At 51.1% G+C, this 21,487-nt stretch carries 20 protein-coding genes; 8 read left to right on the forward strand and 12 right to left on the reverse strand.

The features are described from left to right. Positions 1-42: 42 nt before the first annotated feature. Together QFZ34_RS19325 and QFZ34_RS19330 are read right to left on the reverse strand one after the other, a co-directional pair. Positions 43-300: a YjhX family toxin gene (locus QFZ34_RS19325; protein WP_115051666.1), complete on the reverse strand. Its 258-nt coding sequence runs from the start codon at positions 298-300 to the stop codon at positions 43-45. Positions 301-504: 204 nt separating this feature from the next. Next, positions 505-876 carry an anthrone oxygenase family protein gene (locus QFZ34_RS19330; protein WP_307284350.1) on the reverse strand — a complete coding sequence of 124 codons (372 nt, stop codon included), beginning with the start codon at positions 874-876 and terminating at the stop codon, positions 505-507. A gap of 190 nt (positions 877-1,066) precedes the next feature. Between QFZ34_RS19330 and gatB the strand changes: the two genes are divergently transcribed. The 5 genes from gatB to QFZ34_RS19355 all read left to right on the forward strand — a co-directional run bounded on the left by gatB (position 1,067) and on the right by QFZ34_RS19355 (position 4,552). Continuing rightward, positions 1,067-2,569 carry an Asp-tRNA(Asn)/Glu-tRNA(Gln) amidotransferase subunit GatB gene (gene gatB / locus QFZ34_RS19335; RefSeq protein WP_307284353.1) on the forward strand — a complete coding sequence of 501 codons (1,503 nt, stop codon included), beginning with the start codon at positions 1,067-1,069 and terminating at the stop codon, positions 2,567-2,569. Continuing rightward, on the forward strand, positions 2,570-3,079 hold the full coding sequence (locus QFZ34_RS19340) for a GNAT family N-acetyltransferase (RefSeq protein ID WP_115051663.1): 510 nt from the start codon (positions 2,570-2,572) through the stop codon (positions 3,077-3,079). Beyond that, the gene (locus tag QFZ34_RS19345) at positions 3,076-3,564 is read left to right on the forward strand and encodes a GNAT family N-acetyltransferase (RefSeq protein WP_307284358.1); all 489 of its coding nucleotides are present in this window, start codon (positions 3,076-3,078) and stop codon (positions 3,562-3,564) included. Before QFZ34_RS19340 ends, QFZ34_RS19345 begins: the two co-directional genes overlap by 4 nt. 70 nt (positions 3,565-3,634) lie before the next feature. Beyond that, positions 3,635-4,033 carry an NADH:ubiquinone oxidoreductase subunit NDUFA12 gene (locus QFZ34_RS19350; RefSeq protein ID WP_115051661.1) on the forward strand — a complete coding sequence of 133 codons (399 nt, stop codon included), beginning with the start codon at positions 3,635-3,637 and terminating at the stop codon, positions 4,031-4,033. Positions 4,034-4,180: 147 nt separating this feature from the next. Next, complete coding sequence (locus tag QFZ34_RS19355) at positions 4,181-4,552, forward strand: DUF2155 domain-containing protein (RefSeq protein WP_307286496.1); 372 nt, start codon at positions 4,181-4,183, stop codon at positions 4,550-4,552. Positions 4,553-4,559: 7 nt separating this feature from the next. On the opposite strand, the gene QFZ34_RS19360 is transcribed toward QFZ34_RS19355, so the two are convergent. The 8 genes from QFZ34_RS19360 to QFZ34_RS19395 all read right to left on the reverse strand — a co-directional run bounded on the left by QFZ34_RS19360 (position 4,560) and on the right by QFZ34_RS19395 (position 13,493). Then, positions 4,560-4,982: a VOC family protein gene (locus QFZ34_RS19360; RefSeq protein WP_307284367.1), complete on the reverse strand. Its 423-nt coding sequence runs from the start codon at positions 4,980-4,982 to the stop codon at positions 4,560-4,562. Between the two features lie 84 nt (positions 4,983-5,066). Further along, entirely contained in the window at positions 5,067-5,681 is a 615-nt protein-coding gene (aat, locus tag QFZ34_RS19365) for a leucyl/phenylalanyl-tRNA--protein transferase (RefSeq protein WP_307284371.1), read from the reverse strand. Positions 5,682-5,695: 14 nt separating this feature from the next. Further along, positions 5,696-7,057: an acetyl-CoA carboxylase biotin carboxylase subunit gene (gene accC, locus QFZ34_RS19370; protein WP_115051658.1), complete on the reverse strand. Its 1,362-nt coding sequence runs from the start codon at positions 7,055-7,057 to the stop codon at positions 5,696-5,698. A gap of 28 nt (positions 7,058-7,085) precedes the next feature. Further along, positions 7,086-7,553, reverse strand: coding sequence for an acetyl-CoA carboxylase biotin carboxyl carrier protein (accB, locus tag QFZ34_RS19375; RefSeq protein WP_115051657.1), 468 nt, complete (start codon positions 7,551-7,553; stop codon positions 7,086-7,088). 39 nt (positions 7,554-7,592) lie between these two features. Beyond that, positions 7,593-8,033: a type II 3-dehydroquinate dehydratase gene (aroQ, locus tag QFZ34_RS19380; RefSeq protein WP_307284376.1), complete on the reverse strand. Its 441-nt coding sequence runs from the start codon at positions 8,031-8,033 to the stop codon at positions 7,593-7,595. Between the two features lie 114 nt (positions 8,034-8,147). Beyond that, the gene (locus QFZ34_RS19385; protein WP_115052176.1) at positions 8,148-8,939 is read right to left on the reverse strand and encodes a DsbA family protein; all 792 of its coding nucleotides are present in this window, start codon (positions 8,937-8,939) and stop codon (positions 8,148-8,150) included. A 48-nt stretch (positions 8,940-8,987) separates the two neighbouring features. After that, a complete protein-coding gene (locus QFZ34_RS19390; protein ID WP_307284380.1) occupies positions 8,988-10,397 on the reverse strand; it encodes a M48 family metalloprotease in 1,410 nt (469 codons plus the stop codon). A gap of 171 nt (positions 10,398-10,568) precedes the next feature. After that, entirely contained in the window at positions 10,569-13,493 is a 2,925-nt protein-coding gene (locus tag QFZ34_RS19395) for an Rne/Rng family ribonuclease (RefSeq protein ID WP_115051654.1), read from the reverse strand. Between the two features lie 925 nt (positions 13,494-14,418). Between QFZ34_RS19395 and QFZ34_RS19400 the strand changes: the two genes are divergently transcribed. The 3 genes from QFZ34_RS19400 (at position 14,419) to prfB (ending at position 19,590) form a co-directional block, all read left to right on the forward strand. Further along, positions 14,419-15,648 carry an N-acetylmuramoyl-L-alanine amidase gene (locus QFZ34_RS19400; RefSeq protein ID WP_307284385.1) on the forward strand — a complete coding sequence of 410 codons (1,230 nt, stop codon included), beginning with the start codon at positions 14,419-14,421 and terminating at the stop codon, positions 15,646-15,648. Between the two features lie 248 nt (positions 15,649-15,896). Further along, complete coding sequence (locus QFZ34_RS19405) at positions 15,897-18,356, forward strand: penicillin-binding protein 1A (protein ID WP_115051652.1); 2,460 nt, start codon at positions 15,897-15,899, stop codon at positions 18,354-18,356. A gap of 105 nt (positions 18,357-18,461) precedes the next feature. Next, positions 18,462-19,590, forward strand: a protein-coding gene (gene prfB, locus QFZ34_RS19410) for a peptide chain release factor 2 (RefSeq protein WP_115051651.1) whose coding sequence is annotated in 2 segments (ribosomal slippage) — positions 18,462-18,530 and positions 18,532-19,590 — 1,128 coding nt in all. Because the reading frame shifts where the segments join, the coding sequence is not laid out codon by codon here. Positions 19,591-19,596: 6 nt separating this feature from the next. Here the strand turns inward: prfB and QFZ34_RS19415 are convergent. Then, positions 19,597-20,859 (reverse strand): M23 family metallopeptidase, encoded by a 1,263-nt coding sequence (locus QFZ34_RS19415; protein WP_307284390.1) that lies wholly within the window; start codon positions 20,857-20,859, stop codon positions 19,597-19,599. A gap of 103 nt (positions 20,860-20,962) precedes the next feature. After that, positions 20,963-21,436: a peroxiredoxin gene (locus tag QFZ34_RS19420; RefSeq protein WP_115052174.1), complete on the reverse strand. Its 474-nt coding sequence runs from the start codon at positions 21,434-21,436 to the stop codon at positions 20,963-20,965. Positions 21,437-21,487: the final 51 nt, after the last annotated feature.

Below are 21,487 nucleotides of genomic sequence, written 5' to 3' on the forward strand. Positions count from 1 at the left end.
CTGTGAGGGCTGGCGGCAGTTTTCCGCCACCAGCCCTCAGCTTCAGCGATTGTCGAGTTCCGACCGGACCAGTTGCAGGCCCCGTCGCGTTACCCGATAAGGTCCACCGCCCGAAGAGGCTATGGCCTTTTTTTGTTTCAGTTTGCGAAACAGCCTTAAATTGCAGGCAGTATAGCGGGCACCATCGCGTGTAAGGCAGATGATATCCCGAATGGTTTTGTCCTCGTCCTTTTCAAGCAGAATTTTACCGCCTTGAGCGAGCAAGTGAAGAATGCGCTGTTCATCGCGCGAAATGTCCATTTGTTGAGTCCTGGAAAACGGGCAAATGCCCATGAGAACACATCCGCAGCCGGTTTAAATTGGCTCGGGGCTCCTGTTTTCATGCCCCTGACTTCAAAGAAGTCGGGGCTTTAGCGGGACTCAGACTGATTGAACATAAAAACTCCATCGTGGATGGCGTTTATATAATGGTGTGCAGAGTGGCTGTCAAAGAGTGCAACCTTGTTAGACAGCGTTCAGCTTCCCATAGGCCAGAATAAACGCAATTAACGATCCTGTGCTGGCAAAGGTGCGTACATGATTCCATGGTACCCACTCTGCAAAATAACGTGTCCACAGTGCCGTGCCTTCCGGACTCGCCGGTGAGATGGCTTGAATGCCCAGCACAATACAAAGTAGGGCTGTACCGAAGAAGGCCATGCCAAATGTAGCATTTAGGATTGTCACGTTGATTGAATTCATTGCCGCAATGCCCTGTTCGGGCGGAAGTTTTGAAAATGCCGTCATGATGAAGCTGGAGAATGCGAAGAAAAGGCCAGCCATGATGCCGCTTCCCAGGGCAGCAAGCATCGTTAGAACGGGCAAAAGCATGATCATATCTCTTCTCCCAAATTCCCGTCGCTATGATTGTGGTGGTACTGGTCGTTGAACGTTTCGAGCGTATAACTATATGCGGGGTGATGGAAGATACGAACATCCCGACCGAAAACGTCAGAATCACTTGCCTCATAAGCCGGATTGCACTAGCCAGTATTCAGATATTTTCAGCCAGGAACGACAGACCAGCATGACTCTTGTTGATACCCGCACGCCCGAACCCAAGCGTTTTGTCTCAGGTGCCACAGGCGATTGGGAAATCGTCATCGGTATGGAAGTCCATGCCCAGGTAACGTCTAATTCAAAGCTGTTTTCCGGTGCATCCACGACATTCGGTGCTGGCCCCAATGAGAACGTATCGCTGGTAGATGCTGCTATGCCCGGCATGCTTCCGGTTATCAATGAATGGTGTGTGCGCCAGGCTATTCGCACCGGTCTTGGCCTGAAAGCGCAAATCAACCTGAAATCCGTATTCGACCGTAAGAATTACTTTTATCCTGATTTGCCGCAAGGCTATCAGATTTCACAATTCAAGCAGCCAATCGTCGGCGAAGGCACGATGATCATTTCGGTCGGTCCCGATAAGAAAGGCGAGTTTGAAGATATAGAAATCGGTATTGAGCGCCTGCATTTGGAACAGGATGCTGGCAAGTCGCTCCATGATCAGAACCCCACAATGTCTTATGTGGATCTGAACCGCTCTGGCGTTGCGTTGATGGAAATCGTATCCAAACCCGATATGCGCTCGTCGGACGAGGCCAAAGCCTATCTGACCAAGTTGCGTACTATCGTGCGATATCTGGGCACTTGCGATGGAAACATGGATGAAGGTTCCATGCGGGCCGACGTTAACGTTTCTGTCCGTAAGCCAGGCGGGGAATTTGGCACGCGCTGCGAGATCAAGAATGTGAACTCCATCCGCTTCGTCGGTCAAGCGATCGAATATGAGGCCCGCCGCCAGATAGCTATTCTCGAAGATGGCGGTTCCATCGATCAGGAAACTCGACTGTTTGATCCGTCCAAGGGCGAAACACGTTCGATGCGTTCGAAAGAAGAGGCGCATGATTATCGCTACTTCCCCGATCCAGATTTGCTGCCGCTCGAATTCACGCAGGCCTATGTTGACGAATTGAAGGCTGATCTGCCGGAATTACCTGATGACAAGAAGGCGCGGCTGGTATCCAGTCTTGGGCTATCCGTTTACGACGCCTCTATTCTTGTTACTGAAAAGGCGATTGCCGATTATTATGAAGCGGTTGCCAAAGGTCGTGATGGCAAGTTATCAGCCAACTGGGTAATTAATGATCTTCTCGGAGCCTTGAACAAGGCAGGAAAAGGCATTGAAGAATCGCCAGTTTTACCGGATCAGCTCGGGGCGATAATTGACCTCATCAAGGAAGGCGTGATTTCCGGTAAGATTGCCAAGGATCTGTTCGAGATTATCTGGAACGAAGGCGGCGATCCAAGAGAAGTGGTCGAAAGCCGAGGCATGAAACAGGTCACGGATACCGGAGCCATAGAACGGGCCGTTGATGAAATCATCGCTGCAAATCCTGATAAGGTCGAACAGGCAAAGGCTAAGCCCAGCCTTGCAGGCTGGTTCGTCGGGCAGGTGATGAAATCGACGGGCGGCAAAGCCAACCCGCAGGTTCTCAGCGATCTAGTCAAAGCCAAGCTTGGGATAACAGAATAAATGTGGGTTCGCAGCGCAACCAAGGAAGATCTGAACGCTGTTCACGACTTGCTGGTCGAAACTTGGCATGCGACCTATGACGATGTCTACGGCGTTGAAAGGGTCAACGAGATCACATCTCGCTATCACTCGTTGGAGGCGCTCAAAAAACAATTGGCCAAGCCTTACTCGGAATTCATTATTGCGGATGATGGCGCCGACATTCTCGGTATGGCCTATGCTTCGCAAAAAGATCACAAGCTTTCGATCCTGAATCAGCTTTATGTTCATCCCGAGCATCAGAAAAAAGGTGTCGGCTCTCTGTTGCTCGCCGAGGTTGAAAGTGCATTTCCCGGTGTATTCGCTTTACAGCTGGAAGTAATCGACAAGAATCGGAATGCTGTTGAGTTTTATGAGAGCAGAGGGTTTGAGAAAACCAGCACCAAGATCGATGATTGGGGCCAACCCAATTCGGGTATTTCGGTAATCGTTCTCGAAAAGTCTTTGACTGGGTATGAACTGGCGCCATGAACATCGAAAGTGGTTTGAGCTTTCGGGAAGTAACGATTGAGGATTTGCCTGCGCTTGTTGCATTGTTTGCAGATGATGTCGTTGGCGGCCATAATGACACCACGGATATTGCCGCTCTTCCCATCTATGAGAGTGCCTTTGCCGCAATTCAAAATAGCCCGAATGATCTGATTTTTGTTGGAATCATGAGCGGTGAAATTGTTGCAACGGCACAAGTGACATTCGTAACGTCACTTGTTGGGCGTGGAAGCAAGCGCATGATCATCGAAGCGGTTCAAACCCGCGCCGATATGCGCGGCAAGGGTATTGGAGGCCTGTTGATTACACATTGCCTGAAAATCGGACAGGAACGTGGAGCAAATTCGGCGCAATTGACATCGAACAATCAGAGACAGGATGCCCACCGTTTTTATGAGCGGCTGGGTTTCAAGAAATCTCATGCGGGCTTCAAGTTGAAACTACAAGCAGGTCCAGCGTCAACTTGACCCTTGCTATCAGCCAATGATACGGCCATAAACCCGGTAACAAAATGACTTCGTTGCAAGCAGGATTGCCATGAAAAACCTCATCACACAGATCTTCACATGGTGGAACGGTCAGACTATCGGCACGCGTTTCTTTACATGGCGCAAGGGCACGAAGGTCGGTGAGGACCAGTTTGGCAACGTCTATTACGAAGGTACATTCGACTCAGAAGGACGTAAGCGCCGTTGGGTAATTTATAACGGATATGCGGAAGCCTCTGCTATTCCTGCCGGTTGGCATGGCTGGATGCACCACCGCGTAGCGACGGCGCCTTCGCAGGAAGACTACAAGCCGCATCCATGGGAAAAGAATCACCAGCAGAATTTAACTGGTTCTTCAGCTGCCTACCGGCCAAAGGGTTCGATCGCCCATGGCGATAATCGACCGACTGTTACTGGCGATTACGATGCTTGGACACCAGGCAGCTAGGCTGATTTTTTGTCGCCACAATTAATCTTTATCGACGAGGGGGAAATGCCCCCTTTGTCGTCCCGCTAAACCGGAAGTGAAATGATCCGTCTGACCCAGTTCTTTCCCTTCTCTCAAATTGTCAGCGTACTGTTTGCGGGTATCGCCATGGTTGCGAGCTATCCTACTGTGGGGTTGGCTCAGGAAAAGATTGCTAACCCAATTGCCGTATTTTCCGGCCTCGACAAGATCACCGGGCGGATCACAACCTTTGATGTCTACATCAACGAGACAGTGCAGTTTGGCGCATTACAATTGACGCCCCGCGTTTGTTACACGCGTCCCGACACGGAAGCACCAAAAACTGACACCTTCGTGGAAGTGGATGAGATCACGCTAGACCGGAAAATTCGCAAGATTTTTTCTGGTTGGATGTTCGCGGATAGCCCGGGGCTGAACGCTGTCGAGCACCCGGTCTATGACGTCTGGCTCAAATCTTGTAAGCTAAAGTCGGACATACCCGCGCCCGACAAAAGCTAGATTCATTTCATGCTGTGTGCATTAGTTTCGCACAATTAACGATCCACGGTGTACCAAAGCGATCTGTAAACATTGCAAACTGCTGAGCCCATGATGTCTCACCAAGAGGCATCATCACGCCCTCTGCATCCTTTGAAAGATCTGCAAACAAACGTTTTGCTTCGTCAGGCGTGTCAACATTGATCGCGACCGTCATGCCTTGTGCTTTTTGGAAATAGGGCGGCGGTGCGTCCGATCCCATCAATACATTGTCGCCTATCGTCAATAAGGCGTGCATGACGTTCTTTGCCGATTCAGGTGGAAAGTCTCCGCCCTCCGGCATTTCATCATAGCGGATAATCGCTTCTATCTTACCGCCCAGAACGCTTTCATAAAACTTGAAAGCCTCTTCGCATTTTCCATCGAAATTGAGATAAGCATTGATTTTCATCAGAGTTCTCCTGTTGGGTTCATTCCCGGTCAAAGGACGAATGAGAAACTATAAATCCTACTCCGTGACGAAAATAATTTTAGGTCAAAACTCAGCAGGCTGGGTGAGCGCATTCTCCAGCATCTTCTGGTACTGGCGGCGGGGTACCTCAACAGCGCCAAACGTCTCAAGATGATCGGTGGTAAACTGTGTATCCAGCAGCGTGAAGTTCTTTTCGATCAAATGGCTAACCAGATGAACGAGACAGACCTTTGAAGCATCACGCTCTCGTGAAAACATGCTTTCGCCAAAGAAGGCAGAACCAAGAGATATTCCGTAAAGTCCACCCACGAGCCGGCCATCGCGCCAGGCTTCGACCGTATGACAATAGCCAAGCTTGAACAGCTTGCCATAGGCTTCGCGAATTGGCTGGTTTATCCACGTGCGAGCACGCTCGCCGCTACCACTTGCGCAACCATCGATTACGCCGGCGAAATCCGTATCATAGCGAATATCAAAAAGTGCCTTACGCACCGTTTTGCGCAGACTACGTGAGACGTGGAAGTTTTCAAACGGGATAATACCGCGCTTTTCAGGGCGAACCCAGAAGATTTCCGGATTGTCCGCCTCTTCTGCCATAGGAAAGACCCCGGTTGCATATGCACGAAGCAGCAATTCGGGGTCCAGTATCAATGATTTTTCCGGGTTGTTACCCGCCATGCTTACGCCTTGAATTATTCTTCGGCCGTAACTGGAGCATCACCAGCCAAATATTTTTCAAGCCAATGAATATCATAGTCGCCATTGGCAATGTCAGGGTTGTTAATCAAATCCTGAAAAAGGGGCAGGGTTGTCTTAACCCCATCGACGACAAATTCATCGAGCGCACGGCGTAGACGCATCATACATTCGACGCGATTGCGGCCGTGCACGATTAGCTTGCCAATGAGGCTGTCATAATATGGCGGGATTTTATAACCCGTATAGACACCCGAATCGACGCGGATACCAAGCCCGCCCGGCGTGTGCCAATGCGTGATCTTGCCTGGAGACGGCGTAAACGTCCGAGGATCTTCTGCGTTGATCCGGCATTCAATCGCATGGCCAGAAAAACGGATATCTTCCTGCTTGACTGAAAGGCCGCCGCCAGAGGCAACACGTATCTGCTCGTGAACAAGATCAATGCCGGTTATGGCTTCGGTCACTGGATGCTCAACCTGAAGGCGTGTGTTCATTTCGATGAAATAGAACTCGCCATTCTCATAAAGAAATTCGATCGTACCCGCACCGCGATAGCCCATATCGGCCATGGCATTGGCGCAGATCATACCGATCTTTTCGCGTGCATCGGAATTCAGGGCAGGAGAGTTTGCTTCTTCCCATACCTTCTGGTGGCGGCGCTGTAGCGAACAGTCACGTTCACCGAGATGCACGGCATTACCGAAGCCGTCGCCCATGATCTGAACTTCGATGTGGCGTGGCTTCTGTAGGTATTTTTCAATATAGACCGCATCATCGCCAAAAGCTGCGCCAGCTTCAGAACGTGCAGTCGACAGAGCAACTGAAAGCTCGTCCTCGTTGAGCGCGACCTTCATGCCGCGACCACCGCCACCAGCCGAAGCTTTGATGATGACCGGATAACCGATCTCGGCGCAAATACGCGCTGCTTCAGCGTCATCCGTCACGCCGCCATCAGAGCCAGGGACGACGGGAATACCAAGACGTTTTGCAGTCCGCTTGGCTTCGATTTTGTCGCCCATGATACGGATATGAGCTGCGGTCGGTCCAATGAAGGTAATATTATGCGCTTCAAGAATTTCTGCGAACTTTGCATTCTCCGAAAGAAAGCCATAACCGGGATGAATTGCATCTGCCCCGGTGATTTCGCATGCAGCAACGATCTGATGGATATTCAGATAGCTATCACGTGAAGGCGGCGGTCCAATACAGACGCTTTCGTCGGCGAGACGTACATGCATGGCATCTGCGTCGGCGGTGGAATGGACGGCAACCGTTTGAATGCCAAGCTCTTTGCATGCGCGAAGCACGCGCAGGGCAATTTCACCGCGATTGGCTATGAGTATTTTCTGAAACATTGCGCTCTCGATCTAATAACGATTCCGTCTATTCGATAACGACCAGAAACTCGCCATACTCAACCGGTTGGCTGTCTGAAACGAGGATCGAGGTAACCGTGCCAGCGCGAGGTGAGGCGATCTGGTTCATCGTCTTCATGGCTTCGATGATCAGGAGTGTCTGACCTTCCTTGACCTGAGTGCCAACCTCGATAAATGCGCGAGCGCCAGGGGCAGGAGACAAATACACTGTGCCAACCATGGGCGAAGGAACCGCATTCTTCGATGGGTCACTGGCTGGAGTAGCAGGCGCAGCCACGGAAGCCGGGGGCGCAACCGCCGCCGGTGCCTGAGCCTGTGCGTAAACAGGAGCACTCGCCTGCATCGTTATTTGCCGCGATACGCGAATGCGAAGATCGCCCTGTTCAATTTCGATATCTGTAAGGTCTGTCTCGTTCAGGATTTCCGCAAGATCGCGGATCATGACCTTATCGATCCCGTTAGTTTTGGTAGCCATGCTTGTTCAAGCCCCTTATTACTGTTTGGCGAATGCCGATTACTGCGGCGCCAGCTTGATGAGTGCGCGTAAACCCATGACATAGCCATCAACTCCAAAGCCACATAGCACCCCTTTGGCCAAAGAGGAAACGTAAGAGTGATGACGGAATGACTCGCGCGCGTGAATGTTTGAAATATGAACTTCCACCAGGATAACACCAGCAGCACGAATAGCATCATGCAGCGCAATGGAAGTATGCGTGTAGGCCGCGGGATTTATCAGCACCAGAGCACGGCGCTCTCCCGCTTCCTGAATCCAGTTTACCAGATCACCTTCATGATTGGATTGGCGAAACTCGATGTCCACACCGAGAACCTCGCCCTCGGCCCGGCACATCGCTTCGATATCGCTCAATGTCGTTGCACCATAAATCCCGGGTTCACGCTTTCCCAGCATGTTGAGATTTGGGCCGTTGAGGATGAAGACTTGCTGTTTCATGTTTACCGGGCAGGTTAAAGGTTCTGGTCCCATATAGACGGCTTACGGCCACGCGGAAAGCCTGCAAATACGCCTTATCGCTTGTCCACAATTCGTTTTGGCAAGAAGCAACAATTATTTGTTGCGAATGTGGCTGATTTTCTCCGCCAATGCATCTGCTCCCAGTGCCCCGGGGACAACTTCATTGCCTATAATATAAGAGGGCGTGCCGGTAATGCTTAGGCTTTGCGCCAATTCGAAATTGGTGCGGAAAGCATTGGCAATCTCGGGCTGCTTCATCGTTTCGCGCATCTTGGCCTCATCGGCTCCCAGTTTAACGGCGATTGCCATCGCAGATTCTTCTGTCGCGCGCCCCTCCGCGCCAAGAAGGTCTCGGTGAAATTCAAGATATTTTTCAGGCATCAGAGTTTTAAAAGACTTCGCAACAAGATGAGCGCGTGTGGAATCCGGACCAAGAATTGGAAACTCTTTCATGACAAATCGGAGATTGGGATCGCTTTTAAGGAGCGCGTCCATATCTGGCAGGGCCTTTTTGCAGTAGCCGCAATTATAATCGAAAAACTCCACTATCGTAACGTCGCCCTTCGGATTTCCGAAAACAGCATCCATCGGCGATTGAAAAATCTTGTTGTTATTTTCACTTATTATTTCTGTAGAAGCTGCCTGCTGAGCCGCTTCCTGTTTTTCATTAAGTGCTGTTTGAACTTCGATCATAACCTCCGGGTTGTTGATCAGATAGTTCCTGACAATACCCTCAACCTCGGCGCGGTCGATTGCGGGCGCTGCGATAGCTACTGGTTCAGGCGCAGCAAGCGCGATTTCCGAGCGGCCCGCTTGATAACCCAATACCAAAGCGCCGATACCAATAAGCCCGGCGGCAATGCCGATGAGTGGGGCTTTTGTCATGTTATTCGTCCTTTTCATTCCGTAGGCAGATTGCCTGCCCTTGGCAGATCACTTGCTCTTACCGCGCTTGGCATTGATTATGTCTTGCGCTTGTATCCACTCGGGCGAGCCCTTTTGCAAGGCGCGTTGGGCGCGGATCGCAAAGATTTGAGCGTCTTGAATTTTCCCGGAATAGTATTTTTCCTCAGCGCTCGCTAAATCGGAACGTGCCGCATCCCCAAGCTGTCCATAAGCTTGCGCCAGATAAGCATAGCCTGTGGGTGATTCGCGGTCGCGGCCAATACTTGCCTTCAACTCGCTCACCGCGATTTTCAAATTATCGGGCTTCCCGGTAAGCATCAATGTTCGCCCGTAATTCATCCTGATCAGACTCGACTTTCTCGGATCCAGGTCGCTCGCCCTTTGGAAAGCTTTCGCAGCTTGATCAAGCTTGCTCTGTTTCAATAATATTTCGCCGCGAATTTCTTCGAAATAGGGGTTTTTGGGTTGCTGTTTAATCAACGCATTGATCTTGCTGAGCGCCGACTCTGTAGAGCCATTTAGAAAAGTCGCAATTGCGTCTCCGTAACGCGCGCCAATATTGGTTGGGTCTTTGCGGAATGTTTGAAGGACTCTGGCTCCTCCGGCGGTATAGGCGGCAATTTTGCCCCGCATAAGATCATGCCGCTGTTGCAGCGCCGGGCTGTCCTTCTTATCGAAATTCGGACTTCCCCGCGCCAATGTCTCTAGATTGGCAATGCGTTCACGCGGCATGGGATGGCTGATACGGTATGGATCAACCCGCGTTCCTGTAAGGGACAAGGCATTCGAGAAACGTTCGAATGTCGTCAACATGCCTTTGGCAGACTGACCAGTATTTGCCAGATAGGTAATCGCGGAACGATCAGCAGCCATTTCTTCGGTGCGCTGATAGTTTAGAAGATTGCGCATTGCAGCTTCGGGAGCGCCCATGGCAATACCACCGCCAGCCTGAGCCAAACCACTTTGCTTGCTGGCAGCACCGGCAATTGCAGCCCCAATGCCTAATAAGCCGGCAACAACGGCCATTGTCTTTGCTGCTGCAAGCTGTTCGCGCAGTTTGAACTGATGACCTCCGGCCAAATGACCTGTCTCGTGGGCCAATACACCGATGATTTCATTGGGTGTTTCGGCTTCAAGAAGCGCACCGGTATTGATAAATATGCGTCGGCCATCGACAAACGCGTTAAAGCTGGGACTATTGACCAGAACGATTTTAATCGACTGTTTGCCGAGGCCAGCCGTCTTGATAATCGGTGCGGCATAGTCTGTGACCAGTGCCTCGATTTCAGCGTCGCGAACAATGGGTACAGAGGATGACTGGGCGAATGCATTGCCAGTCTGAATTATACCAACCACACTGGCTGTGACGACGGCAACGGCTCCGCGCATAAAACTCGCGATGGACCCAAACAAAACTGTCTTTTGTAATACGATCATATCTATTCGTACCCAAATCAATCTTTGAAAGAAAGAGCGCTCTCAAAAGCTCCTTGAAATGTGAAAACTAGGTTTATTTAGGTAAAGTTTGATTTTTTTTATGAAATATTTGCCAAAAAGAAAAACCGGCTATTTGCCGGTTTCTCTTCATTCTAAGAATTTTTTGGGTTTCTAAAAGAAGCCCTTCTTTTGCCACCAGCCTTTTTTGGGAGCTGGTTCGTTATCAGCATTCTTATCTTTTCCAGTAGAGGTGACGACAGGCGTGCTGTCCTCAACTTTTTTGGGTGCAGCAGCCTCAACTGCGGGTTCGGGTGTCGGCTCGCTCTTCGGTTCCGGCGCTGCGGCAATAGGTTCCGTAACAACAGCATCGTCGACAACAGTGGTCTCAGCCTTTTTTCTAGGTTTGCGTGGCGCACGCTTCGGCTTCGCCGGAGTCTCTGCATCCGCTTCGTTTGCAGGCACTTCAGAAGTAACAGTCTCAACCTTTTCAGGGCTCGCTTTGGCACGCGAACGACGCTTGGTGGGTGCTTTTACTGGCGTTTCCTCAGCAGCAATTGCTTCAGCGGCCACCGTTTCCGAGTTTTCGGGGGCAACTACCGGCGCTTCTGCGATCACAACAGAAACATCCGCAAGCTTGGCCTTGGAGAAATCTGGAAGAGGGATCGAGACAAAAACAGGCTCGGCGTCCGGCACCGCATTTACAAGGGGACGATTTGCATTGTCACCCTCATCAAAGCGCTTGTTCTTGCGCCCGCCGCGCCGCCCACGACGACGTTTCTTGCGACGCTCATTTTCTTCTTCACGGGCTGCTGCCTGAGCAGCGTTTTCACCCTCTACAGGTGGCTGCTCGGCATCATCGGAGTCGTCTTCGCCGATTGGCTGATCACTTTGTTCAGAACCGCCGTTTTCATGGCGATCACGACCGCCGCGCCGCCGCCGCTTACGCTTACGCTTGCGCGATGCGTCATCGTCTGAACGCGAAGTTTCAGTCGAAACGGTTTCGGTTTCGTCGTCAACTTCTTCGATGACCGGGTCACTCTCGTCAAAATCTTCAGCGATATTAAGTGCCTGCGTTTCTGAGAGGGGTACAATTGGACCGACCGCCAAGGAACCCTTGTCGATGGCGAAGTGCTGGGCACCGACGCTATCATCGGCCTCAATACTGATAGTCAAACCAAAGCGAGCTTCAAGATCTGCAAGATTTTGACGCTTCTGATTCAATACATAAAGTGCCGTTGCAACTGTTGTGCGGACAATGATGTTGTTCTGCGAATGACGCAGCAAGTATTCCTCAATTGAACGCATAACATGTAACGCTATTGATGAAGCGGAACGAACATGGCCCGTGCCACCACACATGGCGCAAACCTGTGTCGTGCTTTCCAGAACACTGGCGCGGATGCGCTGGCGAGACATTTCGAGCAATCCGAAATGCGAAATCCGTCCAACCTGGATGCGGGCGCGATCATCTTTAAGACAATCCTTCATCCGCTTTTCAACCGCACGATTATTGCGGTTTTCTTCCATATCGATGAAGTCGATAACGATGAGGCCGGCGAGATCGCGCAGACGCAATTGGCGCGCTATTTCATCCGCTGCTTCAAGATTTGTCTGGAGCGCTGTGTCTTCAATTGAATGTTCTCGGGTCGAGCGACCGGAATTGACATCAATCGCGACCAGAGCTTCCGTCTGATTGATGATAATATAGCCACCCGATTTCAGCGTAACTTGCGGCTGCAGCATGCGGTCGAGTTGCGCCTCAATCCCATTGCGGGCAAAGATTGGCGTCATGTCACGATAAGGCTGCACAACCTTTGCATGGCTCGGCATAAGCATGCGCATGAAATCCTTGGCTTCGCGATAGCCATTCTCGCCAGCCACCTGAATCTCGGTGATGTCTTTATTGTAAAGATCCCGGATTGAGCGCTTGATCAAGCTGCCTTCCTCGTAAACGAGGGTAGGTGCACTGGATGCTAAAGTAAGACTGCGCACATTTTCCCAAAGGCGCATCAAATATTCATAATCGCGTTTGACTTCAGGCTTCGTGCGCATGGCGCCCGCAGTGCGTAGGATAACACCCATACCTTTCGGTACTTCAAGATCCTTGACTATATCCTTGAGGCGCTTGCGGTCCTGAATGCTGGTAATCTTGCGTGAAATGCCACCGCCGCGAGCAGTATTTGGCATAAGCACAGAATAGCGCCCGGCTAGAGAGAGATAGGTTGTAAGGGCAGCACCCTTGTTGCCGCGCTCCTCCTTAACGACCTGAACCAGCAATATCTGACGACGCTTGATAACGTCCTGAATATTATACTGACGGCGCTGAAAGCGCTGATGCGTTGGAACCTCTTCCATGGCATCTTCGGCTCCAACGGACTCGACTTCGTCGAGCTCATCATGTGCTTCTTCTTTATCGTCGTTCGAACGGTGGCGTGAACGCCTGGAGCGTGTTTGACCACCTTCCGATTCCACGATCTTGTCGTCATCGTGGGACACGTCATCCAAATCAGACTGGATTGCCTCTGAAATAACGTCCGTCTCAATGGCTGCAGCCATGGTCTGACCGTTGCCGTCATCAGATGAATCACTGTCTTCCAGATCGACGTGGGGCTGTTCAGATGTTTCAGAAACATCGCTGACTTCACCGGCAACAGTGTTATCATCCGAATCGCCGGACTCTAGTTTTGCAGCATCGTCGCCCTGACGCGAACCGCGGCGTCCGCGCCGCCGATTACGCGAGCCACGATCATTACGATCACGTGTGCGTTGTTCGCTGGCGTTTTCGTCATGATCTTCATCTTGGCTGGCTGCTTCCGCTTCCGCTTCGATTAAAGCCTGACGATCTGCAACCGGGATCTGATAGTAATCCGGGTGAATTTCGCTAAAGGCCAGGAAACCATGGCGGTTGCCGCCATATTCCACAAAAGCTGCCTGGAGAGACGGCTCTACGCGTGTTACTCGCGCAAGATAAATATTACCTTTGATTTGTTTCTTGTGTTCTGATTCGAAATCAAATTCTTCAATTCGATTGCCGCGAACCACGACAACGCGTGTTTCCTCCTGGTGGGAGGCGTCGATTAGCATTTTGTCCGACATTATATCTGTTCTCCCCGGCTAAAACGCTGGCAACCCTCAACAGCCAAGATGCCCGTGGGGCTCCTGGCGCGGGGAGTTCACATTTGCCGGATTTATTAAAGTTCGCAGGAACAGACAAAACTGGCGTCGCGCGAAGCTGCCCTGAGGCAACCGCGGCTTGCAAGCCGGTTATGATACTGTCTGTTACAAACATTCCTGTTCCTGACGAAACGACCTCATGAATGGCACGCTTTTCACGCTGTGCCGACCCGTTACTGCGTCGTGCGTCCTTAAACGCACTAAGGACGCAGTAACAAACTTAAGATTCTGCATGATTCAAAAATCGTAGATTTCTGGACCATGCGGTAACACCCTTGATAGGGCTGGCGTGATGCGCCTTGTCCGGGCGATCTGCCGTTCACAAAAAGCGCTACAGACATTCCCTGTCCGCTCGCGCCAAATTCTTTTTCGGTTAGCCACAGCGAAATCGCTCTCGCCACTCCAGATCATGTACTTTTGTCATCCGGTCTTAGCCGTGACATTAAAGTTCCTGATTCCAAGGGGCATGAAACTAACCCACCTTTGCTTTTAGGAGGTGTGCTGCATTATGACAAGGGCTTCTTCATAATCGTGTCATTCTAGTGTCTTTCTTGTTTAAATAGGATCGTTCTTTGGAAGAGAATTTGGATCGAATGTTCGGTTTAGCTTCGCACCATGGACGGTCGTCTGTCTTGCCATCCGCGAGTTGGAACTGATCGTTTTTAAGTTCTATTTGAACAAAGAAGGATTCAATGTGCGGGATGCGGCCCATAAGACAATATTAACCATAGCTCTCTACCTAATATTGTAGGATATGGCCCCTGCGGGGTGCAGGCACCTGCCTGATCTGATACAGAAGAGGCGCCCGCGGGGATATTCGCCCCAGTTGGTCTCGATCGGTAAAGAGATGAATGTGATCTGTCGGATAGTTGTAGCCGCATTTGCAGGCTTACTCATTTTTATATCGGCGACTGGAAGTTCTTATGCGTCCGATGGATTGGCTGCTCTGACCTACCAGGCGGCTGGTGATGAGTTGCGCACACGCGTTGTTATCAATTTTGACCGTGAACCCGATATCTCAACCATGTTGCTTGACCATCCGCACAGGCTTGTCGTGGACATGCCAAAGACCGTTTTTGCTTTCGATAAAAAATCCGTTGAATCACGGGGGCTTGTAGATGATGTGCGTTATGGAATGCTCGATTCGGAGCGTTCGAGGCTCATTTTCTCCCTCAAGGGTCCCTTCGCCGTAGAGCGTATTGATGTCATCAAGAACGACAATAGTCCTGGCTACCGGCTGGTTGCCGATCTCGTCGCGTCTTCAGATCGAAAATTTGCTGAAGATCTGAGAACACAGAACGCTACCACCGCGTCTACTGAAAGCACCCCAACGCGGGATAGAGTCGTCGCTGCTACGCCGGACGAAACGAACAAAACTGCCAAGCCTTTTACCGTGGTCATTGATCCGGGGCATGGCGGCATCGATAGTGGCGCGGAAAGCGCGGGCGGCATCATGGAAAAGAATGTTACGCTGATGTTTGCCCAGCAATTGCGCGACGAGCTTGCCAAAATACCCGGTATGCGCATCGAAATGACCAGAACGGACGATACATTCCTGCGGCTTACCGAGAGGGTTCGTGTTGCGCGCCAATATGAGGCGGATCTGTTTATTTCGCTGCATGCGGATACGATCAATCGGGGCAATATTCGCGGTGCCACGGTTTATACTGTTTCCGACAAGGCTTCTGACGCCGAATCTCGCGCTATGGCGGATCGAGAAAATCGAGCCGATGCAGTGGCAGGTATTACATTTGACGGTGAGGCGCCGGAGATTGCCGACATCCTTATGGATCTGACGCGGCGTGAAACCCATAATTTTTCGCTGAGGTTTGCCAAAAACGTGGTGGATTCCCTCAGAAAAGAAGTGAACATGATCAATAATCCGCACAGATTTGCAGGATTTCAGGTCTTGCGCGCCCCCGATGTGCCTTCCGTGCTGGTTGAAATCGGCTACTTGTCGAACGCTGAAGATGAAAAACTCATGCTTGATCCGGCGTGGCGCGCCCATGTAGCAACTAGACTTGCAACGGCAGTCGCTGCATTTTCCGGATTAAAGACTGCTGGCGCGCAGAATTAGGCCGTGTGAGTTCATCCATGCGTGCGTTGCCGAAACTCCACAATTAGTATTTAAATTGTGAACGCAGATGGGTTGTCCTTGCCTTTGTCACATTTGTCGCCCAATTGCGTCAGCAACATCCGGCGTCGCCAATGTGATACCGGATATGGAAAACCCTTCGGGGGTTGGTGTTTTCCGCAACACGACCTGCATAAATTCAAATGCAGCAATGTTAAATGCCAACTGGGTAAAATGGATTCCGGATACAGATGATACGCTTGATCGGATATTTTTTCGGAATCGGCACGGTGATGGCACTGCTGGGTGCCGCAGGCGTGGCACTTTACGTTGTCAGTATTTCCAAGGATTTGCCGGACTACGAGGTTTTGGCGAAATACGAACCGCCAGTTATGACGCGGGTTCACTCATCGGACGGGCAACTGATGGCGGAGTTTGCCCGGGAACGCCGGCTATATCTGCCAATTCAGGCAGTTCCGGACCGGGTGAAGGCCGCCTTTATCTCAGCCGAAGACAAGAATTTCTATCAGCATCCAGGTGTCGACATCAGCGGTTTGGCGCGCGCCATTGTCGTAAATATCCAGAACTGGGGTGCACGGCGTCCTGTCGGCGCTTCGACCATCACGCAACAGGTCGCCAAGAATTTTCTTCTCAGTAACGATCAGACCATTGGCCGGAAGGTCAAGGAAGCCATTCTTTCATTCCGTATTGAGCAAGCCTATTCAAAGGACCGTATTCTTGAGCTTTATCTCAATGAGATTTTCTTCGGCTTGAACTCGTATGGTATCGCCGGAGCGGCGCTCACCTACTACAACAAGTCAGTCAATGAACTGACTATCGCGCAGGCAGCCTATCTTGCCGCGCTGCCAAAGGGCCCTTCGAATTATCATCCTTTCCGCCAGCCAGATCGCGCAATTGAGCGCCGAAACTGGGTTATCGATCGCATGGCTGAAAATGGCTATGTGACGATGGAAGAAGCTAAAGAAGCAAAGACTGAGCCTTTGGGTGTAACACCGCGTCACACGGGCAATTACCTCTTTGCGTCGGAGTATTTCACTGAAGAAGTGCGCCGCCAGATCATTCAACGTTATGGCGAGAATGCATTGTATGAGGGTGGACTGTCTGTCCGCACCACCCTCGATCCCAAAATGCAGGTTCAGGCACGCGCCGCGTTGCAGCATGGCCTCTTCAAGTTTGACGAAGGCAAAGGCTATCGTGGCGCATATAAAACCATTTCGACAGCAGGTGATTGGGGTATTCCACTTTCCGAAATCAAAGAGTTTTCGGACGTCCCGGATTGGAAGCTAGCCGTTATTCTGGAAGTCACACCGCAGCAGGCGGTAATCGGATTGCGACCGGAACTGGACGCATCTGGCAAAGTTGTGCAGGAACGCACGCAGGGTACAATCGCTGCTGATGATGTCAAATGGGCGTTCCGCATCATAGACGGTGACAAGCGCACCACTGCCAAATCGCTGGAGGGTGTGTTCAAAGTCGGCGATGTCGTATTTGTCCAGAAAAAAGAAGGAAGCGAGGCTGAATTCGATCTGCACCAAATTCCCAAGATTGAAGGTGGTGCTGTTGCGATGGATCCACATACAGGACGTGTCCTCGCAATGGTTGGCGGTTTCTCCTTCGCTCAATCTGAGTTCAATCGCGCAACGCAGGCCATGCGCCAGCCAGGTTCTTCCTTCAAGCCGTTTGTTTACTCAGCAGCGCTCGATAATGGATATACACCGGCGTCCGTGGTTCTCGACGGACCAATCTCGGTTGACCAAGGTGGAAGCCTCGGCGTTTGGGCACCGAAGAACTACAGCGGCAAATTTGCTGGACCATCGACTCTGCGCTACGGCATTGAACAGTCTCGCAATTTGATGACTGTTCGCCTTGCCCAGGACATGGGCATGAAGCTCGTTGCGGAATACGCCGAACGCTTTGGCATTTATGACAAAATGCTGCCAGTTCTGGCAATGTCACTTGGATCGGGCGAAACGACGGTCTTGCGTATGGTAACTGGCTATTCAATCATCGCCAATGGTGGTCGCAAGATCACGCCTTCCATGGTTGACCGCATTCAGGACCGCTACGGCAAGACTGTGTTCAAGCACGACGAACGCAAATGCGAAAAGTGCTCCGCTGAACAATGGAATGGTCAGGACGAACCGGAACTGATCGATGATCGGGATCAGGTGCTCGATCCGATGACTGCTTATCAGATTACTTCCATGATGGAGGGCGTGGTCCAGCGCGGCACTGCAACTATTCTTAAGAGTCTGAACCGTCCGATTGCTGGAAAGACCGGAACGACGAATGACGAAAAAGACGCCTGGTTCATAGGCTTTACGCCTGATCTCGTTTTCGGCGTTTATCTCGGGTACGACAATCCTCAGCCCATGGGGCACGGTTTTACAGGTAGCGGTCTTGCTGCTCCCGTATTTAAGGCCTTTGCTGAAGCTGCCTTGAAAGATCAAAGGTCAGTTGACTTCCGGGTACCCGACGGGATGACGGTTCTGCCTATTGATCGTAAAACTGGTATGCAGGCGTCCGAAGGTGGTGCCAATGTCATAATGGAGGCTTTCAAGCCGGGTACTGGCCCAGCAGGCAGCTATTCAGTTATCGGCATGGATACTTTCTCCGAAGGTTCACCTGTTGAAGTTCAGTCACCTAACGTCAACCGCGCAATACAGGGCGGCGGCGGCGGACTCTTCTGATCCTCAAATCCTTGTGTCTTGGTCGAAGTTTTCAAGACTTTACATCGCGCGGACCAGTCAATATGGTCCGCCGAAATTTGAATGAACTTTAAGGAATAATACCCCATGCGCGCCGAAATCGAGACGCTGGTCGATGAGATCAAGCAGGCCATAAGCCTGCTGAGGAGGCATCTTTGACTGGGATACTTCAATCAAACGTTTGGGCTATCTGAACCAGCTTGCAGAAGATCCTGCGCTATGGAACGATGCGCAGGAAGCACAAAAATTGATGCGTGAGCGTCAACAGCTCGAAGACAGCATCAATTCCATTCGTACATTGTCGCAAACACTCGAAGACAACATCGAGTTGATCGCCATGGGCGAAGAGGAAGGCGACAAGTCCATTGTCGACGAAGCTGAGGCCGCTATCCGCGACATTAAAACCGAAGTCGACAGGCGTCAGATTGATACACTCCTGTCAGGCGAGGCCGATGCCAACGATACCTATGTCGAAGTGCATTCCGGTGCCGGTGGTACCGAAAGCCAGGACTGGGCTAATATGCTTTTGCGCATGTATACACGCTGGGCGGAACGTAAGGGCTATAAGGTGGAATTGCTGGAAGTTCATTACGGGGAAGAAGCAGGTATTAAATCTGCGACAATTCTCGTTAAGGGACACAATGCCTATGGTCTCATGAAGACAGAGTCGGGTGTGCACCGGCTGGTCCGTATTTCGCCTTACGATTCGAATGCACGTCGGCATACTTCGTTCTCCAGCATTTGGGTCTACCCCGTTGTTGACGATAATATCGACATCGCGGTTACGGAAGCAGATGTGCGCATCGACACATATCGTGCGTCTGGTGCCGGAGGCCAGCACGTAAACACCACTGATTCCGCAGTGCGTATCACGCATATTGCCACTGGAATCGTTGTGCAGTGTCAGGCTGAACGTTCGCAGCATAAGAACCGCGCAACCGCATGGTCAATGTTGCGCGCGCGGCTTTATGAAGCTGAATTGGAGAAGCGCGAACAAGCGGCTGACGCCATTTCCGCTTCGAAAACCGATATTGGTTGGGGGCATCAAATTCGCTCATACGTTCTTCAGCCTTATCAATTGGTGAAGGATCTGCGCACAGGCGTTGAAAGCACCAGTCCTCAGGATGTGCTCGACGGCGAAGTCGATATGTTCATGGAAGCCGCACTTGCGCACCGGGTGCATGGTACCGATGTCGAAGTGGAAGATATCGCCTAAGGATTACTATAGCTCGGCTGCAATCTGGCGGCCGATGCTGAGAAAGCTGGCTGGGTTTACAGCATTACCGCTTTTGCGGACTTCGTAGTGAAGGTGAGGGCCAGTCGATCGCCCGGTGCTGCCAGCTTTGCCAATGACATCGCCGATATTGACTTGTTGCCCAGGTGCTACAAGAATCTGGCTCAAGTGGCCATAGCGCGTCGAAAGACCATTATCGTGGTCGAGATCAATCATGTTACCATAACTGCCATTATAATCGGCAGCAGTGACTGTTCCCTTGGCCGTGGCATAGACAGAACTTCCACTTGCCGCTCGAAAATCCATGCCGGAATGGAATGCCAATAGCCCGAGCAGGGGGTCTCTGCGGATACCGAATGAGCTGGAAACCGGCATGCCTGGTACAGGATGAGCGATGGGAGTTGAGTTCGCCAGTGTTTTAGCTTGCTCGAGCTCTACAAGCGCAGCATCAAGATCAGAAATATTTGACTCAAAATCGGTAGCCTGGCTCGCATTTGCCAGGATCAACGGTCCTCCGGTGCCAGCCCGCTCGCCGAGCGCAGGAGAGGTTATACCTGCATTTGCAAGTGCGCCTTTAATTGAATTCGCGCGTTCATAAGCCTTGATTGATAATGCCTGCAATCGCTTGGCCTGAAGTGTTTCAAGTTTACCAAGTGAATAATCAACACGGTCGAATAACAGCTCAGCCTTATCAACGCCAAGCTTTGACGGCTTACCTTGGGGCGGGACGATCTTCCGGCTCGTTGTCGTTGGACCTGTAATAATGGGATCAATTCCATAATATCCATCGGATTCTTCTGAATCAATGCCAGGACCAGTGTTGTCGGCCCGAAGTTGTAAGGGTAGGCTTTCGCTCGCGCGCTGGAGTACAGGTGCCAAACGATTATTCTGTTCGCTCAATATTTTCTGGCGATCAATGAGTTCGCTTATTTTGCCTTCCATAAGCTTCTGATCGAGCATCTGGCGGCTTGTTACCCGATCCAGCTGCGTTCGAAGCGCAGCGATGCGATCCTCATAAGCCTGTTGCAGACGTGCTTGGCGTGCAACACTGCCGTGGATTAGGTCGTCACGAAAGACCAGATAGGATGTGGCCAACAGATAGCAAGCAGCCAGTCCGATCGCGAGGGTCCCCACCGCAATCGTCATCCAAGGTTTCAAAGTGAAATGGCGAATGGTATCGCCCCGCGCGACAATAATCGTGTGGGGCTCATTTGCACCGTTGAAGATACGTTGATTTTGAAGTTTCTTCACTGCGGCTACACCATTGTTAGCAGCTTCAATCTTTCAATTATTAGACTTCAGTAAGGTTAATAAACTCTAATAAAGTGCAAGATATCAATGCTTTCGATGGCTGTCAGGCAATGAGAGCCTTAGTTTCTTGCAATACTTCGGCTGCGTGACCAGGAACTTTGACCTTGTTCCAAATTTTTGCAATTTTGCCGTCGGCACCAATGAGAATTGTTGTACGCTCAACTCCCATATATTTGCGGCCATACATGCTTTTCTCAACCCAGAGGCCATATGCATCAACAATCTTTTTGTCTTCATCCGCAACCAGAGCGATTTTCAGATCGTGCTTGGCGATAAACTTGTCGTGTTTTTTAACGGGGTCAGGCGACATGCCAATGACCTTTGCTCCCAGCTTTTCAAATTCGGTTTTCAGTCCAGAAAATTCAATGGCTTCTTGTGTACAGCCGCTGGTATCATCCTTGGGATAAAAGTACAGAACCACAGGGCCGCCGCGTAGCGCTGACAATGTGATCGCGCCACCACCATCTTTCGGCAACGTAAAATCCGGAGGTGTGTTACCAATTTCGAGAATTGTCATAGGAATGCCTTTCTTTGATTCTTGTGTGCAGTCTTCAATTACGCAACTATA

The organism is Phyllobacterium ifriqiyense, assembly GCF_030817885.1.
Classification (GTDB): Bacteria; Pseudomonadota; Alphaproteobacteria; order Rhizobiales; family Rhizobiaceae; genus Phyllobacterium; species Phyllobacterium ifriqiyense.

What these genes read in the sequence shown, in the direction of transcription:
- QFZ34_RS19360 (WP_307284367.1), bottom strand. Translation starts at nt 4,982, where the DNA reads ATGAAAATCAATGCTTATCTCAATTTCGATGGAAAATGCGAAGAGGCT.
- QFZ34_RS19390 (WP_307284380.1), bottom strand. Translation starts at nt 10,397, where the DNA reads ATGATCGTATTACAAAAGACAGTTTTGTTTGGGTCCATCGCGAGTTTT.
- QFZ34_RS19385 (WP_115052176.1), bottom strand. Translation starts at nt 8,939, where the DNA reads ATGACAAAAGCCCCACTCATCGGCATTGCCGCCGGGCTTATTGGTATC.
- QFZ34_RS19420 (WP_115052174.1), bottom strand. Translation starts at nt 21,436, where the DNA reads ATGACAATTCTCGAAATTGGTAACACACCTCCGGATTTTACGTTGCCG.
- aroQ (WP_307284376.1), bottom strand. Translation starts at nt 8,033, where the DNA reads ATGAAACAGCAAGTCTTCATCCTCAACGGCCCAAATCTCAACATGCTG.
- QFZ34_RS19325 (WP_115051666.1), bottom strand. Translation starts at nt 300, where the DNA reads ATGGACATTTCGCGCGATGAACAGCGCATTCTTCACTTGCTCGCTCAA.
- QFZ34_RS19405 (WP_115051652.1), top strand. Translation starts at nt 15,897, where the DNA reads ATGATACGCTTGATCGGATATTTTTTCGGAATCGGCACGGTGATGGCA.
- accB (WP_115051657.1), bottom strand. Translation starts at nt 7,553, where the DNA reads ATGGCTACCAAAACTAACGGGATCGATAAGGTCATGATCCGCGATCTT.
- QFZ34_RS19340 (WP_115051663.1), top strand. Translation starts at nt 2,570, where the DNA reads ATGTGGGTTCGCAGCGCAACCAAGGAAGATCTGAACGCTGTTCACGAC.
- QFZ34_RS19395 (WP_115051654.1), bottom strand. Translation starts at nt 13,493, where the DNA reads ATGTCGGACAAAATGCTAATCGACGCCTCCCACCAGGAGGAAACACGC.
- QFZ34_RS19400 (WP_307284385.1), top strand. Translation starts at nt 14,419, where the DNA reads ATGAATGTGATCTGTCGGATAGTTGTAGCCGCATTTGCAGGCTTACTC.
- QFZ34_RS19345 (WP_307284358.1), top strand. Translation starts at nt 3,076, where the DNA reads ATGAACATCGAAAGTGGTTTGAGCTTTCGGGAAGTAACGATTGAGGAT.
- aat (WP_307284371.1), bottom strand. Translation starts at nt 5,681, where the DNA reads ATGGCGGGTAACAACCCGGAAAAATCATTGATACTGGACCCCGAATTG.
- QFZ34_RS19350 (WP_115051661.1), top strand. Translation starts at nt 3,635, where the DNA reads ATGAAAAACCTCATCACACAGATCTTCACATGGTGGAACGGTCAGACT.
- gatB (WP_307284353.1), top strand. Translation starts at nt 1,067, where the DNA reads ATGACTCTTGTTGATACCCGCACGCCCGAACCCAAGCGTTTTGTCTCA.
- QFZ34_RS19330 (WP_307284350.1), bottom strand. Translation starts at nt 876, where the DNA reads ATGATCATGCTTTTGCCCGTTCTAACGATGCTTGCTGCCCTGGGAAGC.
- accC (WP_115051658.1), bottom strand. Translation starts at nt 7,057, where the DNA reads ATGTTTCAGAAAATACTCATAGCCAATCGCGGTGAAATTGCCCTGCGC.
- QFZ34_RS19355 (WP_307286496.1), top strand. Translation starts at nt 4,181, where the DNA reads ATGGTTGCGAGCTATCCTACTGTGGGGTTGGCTCAGGAAAAGATTGCT.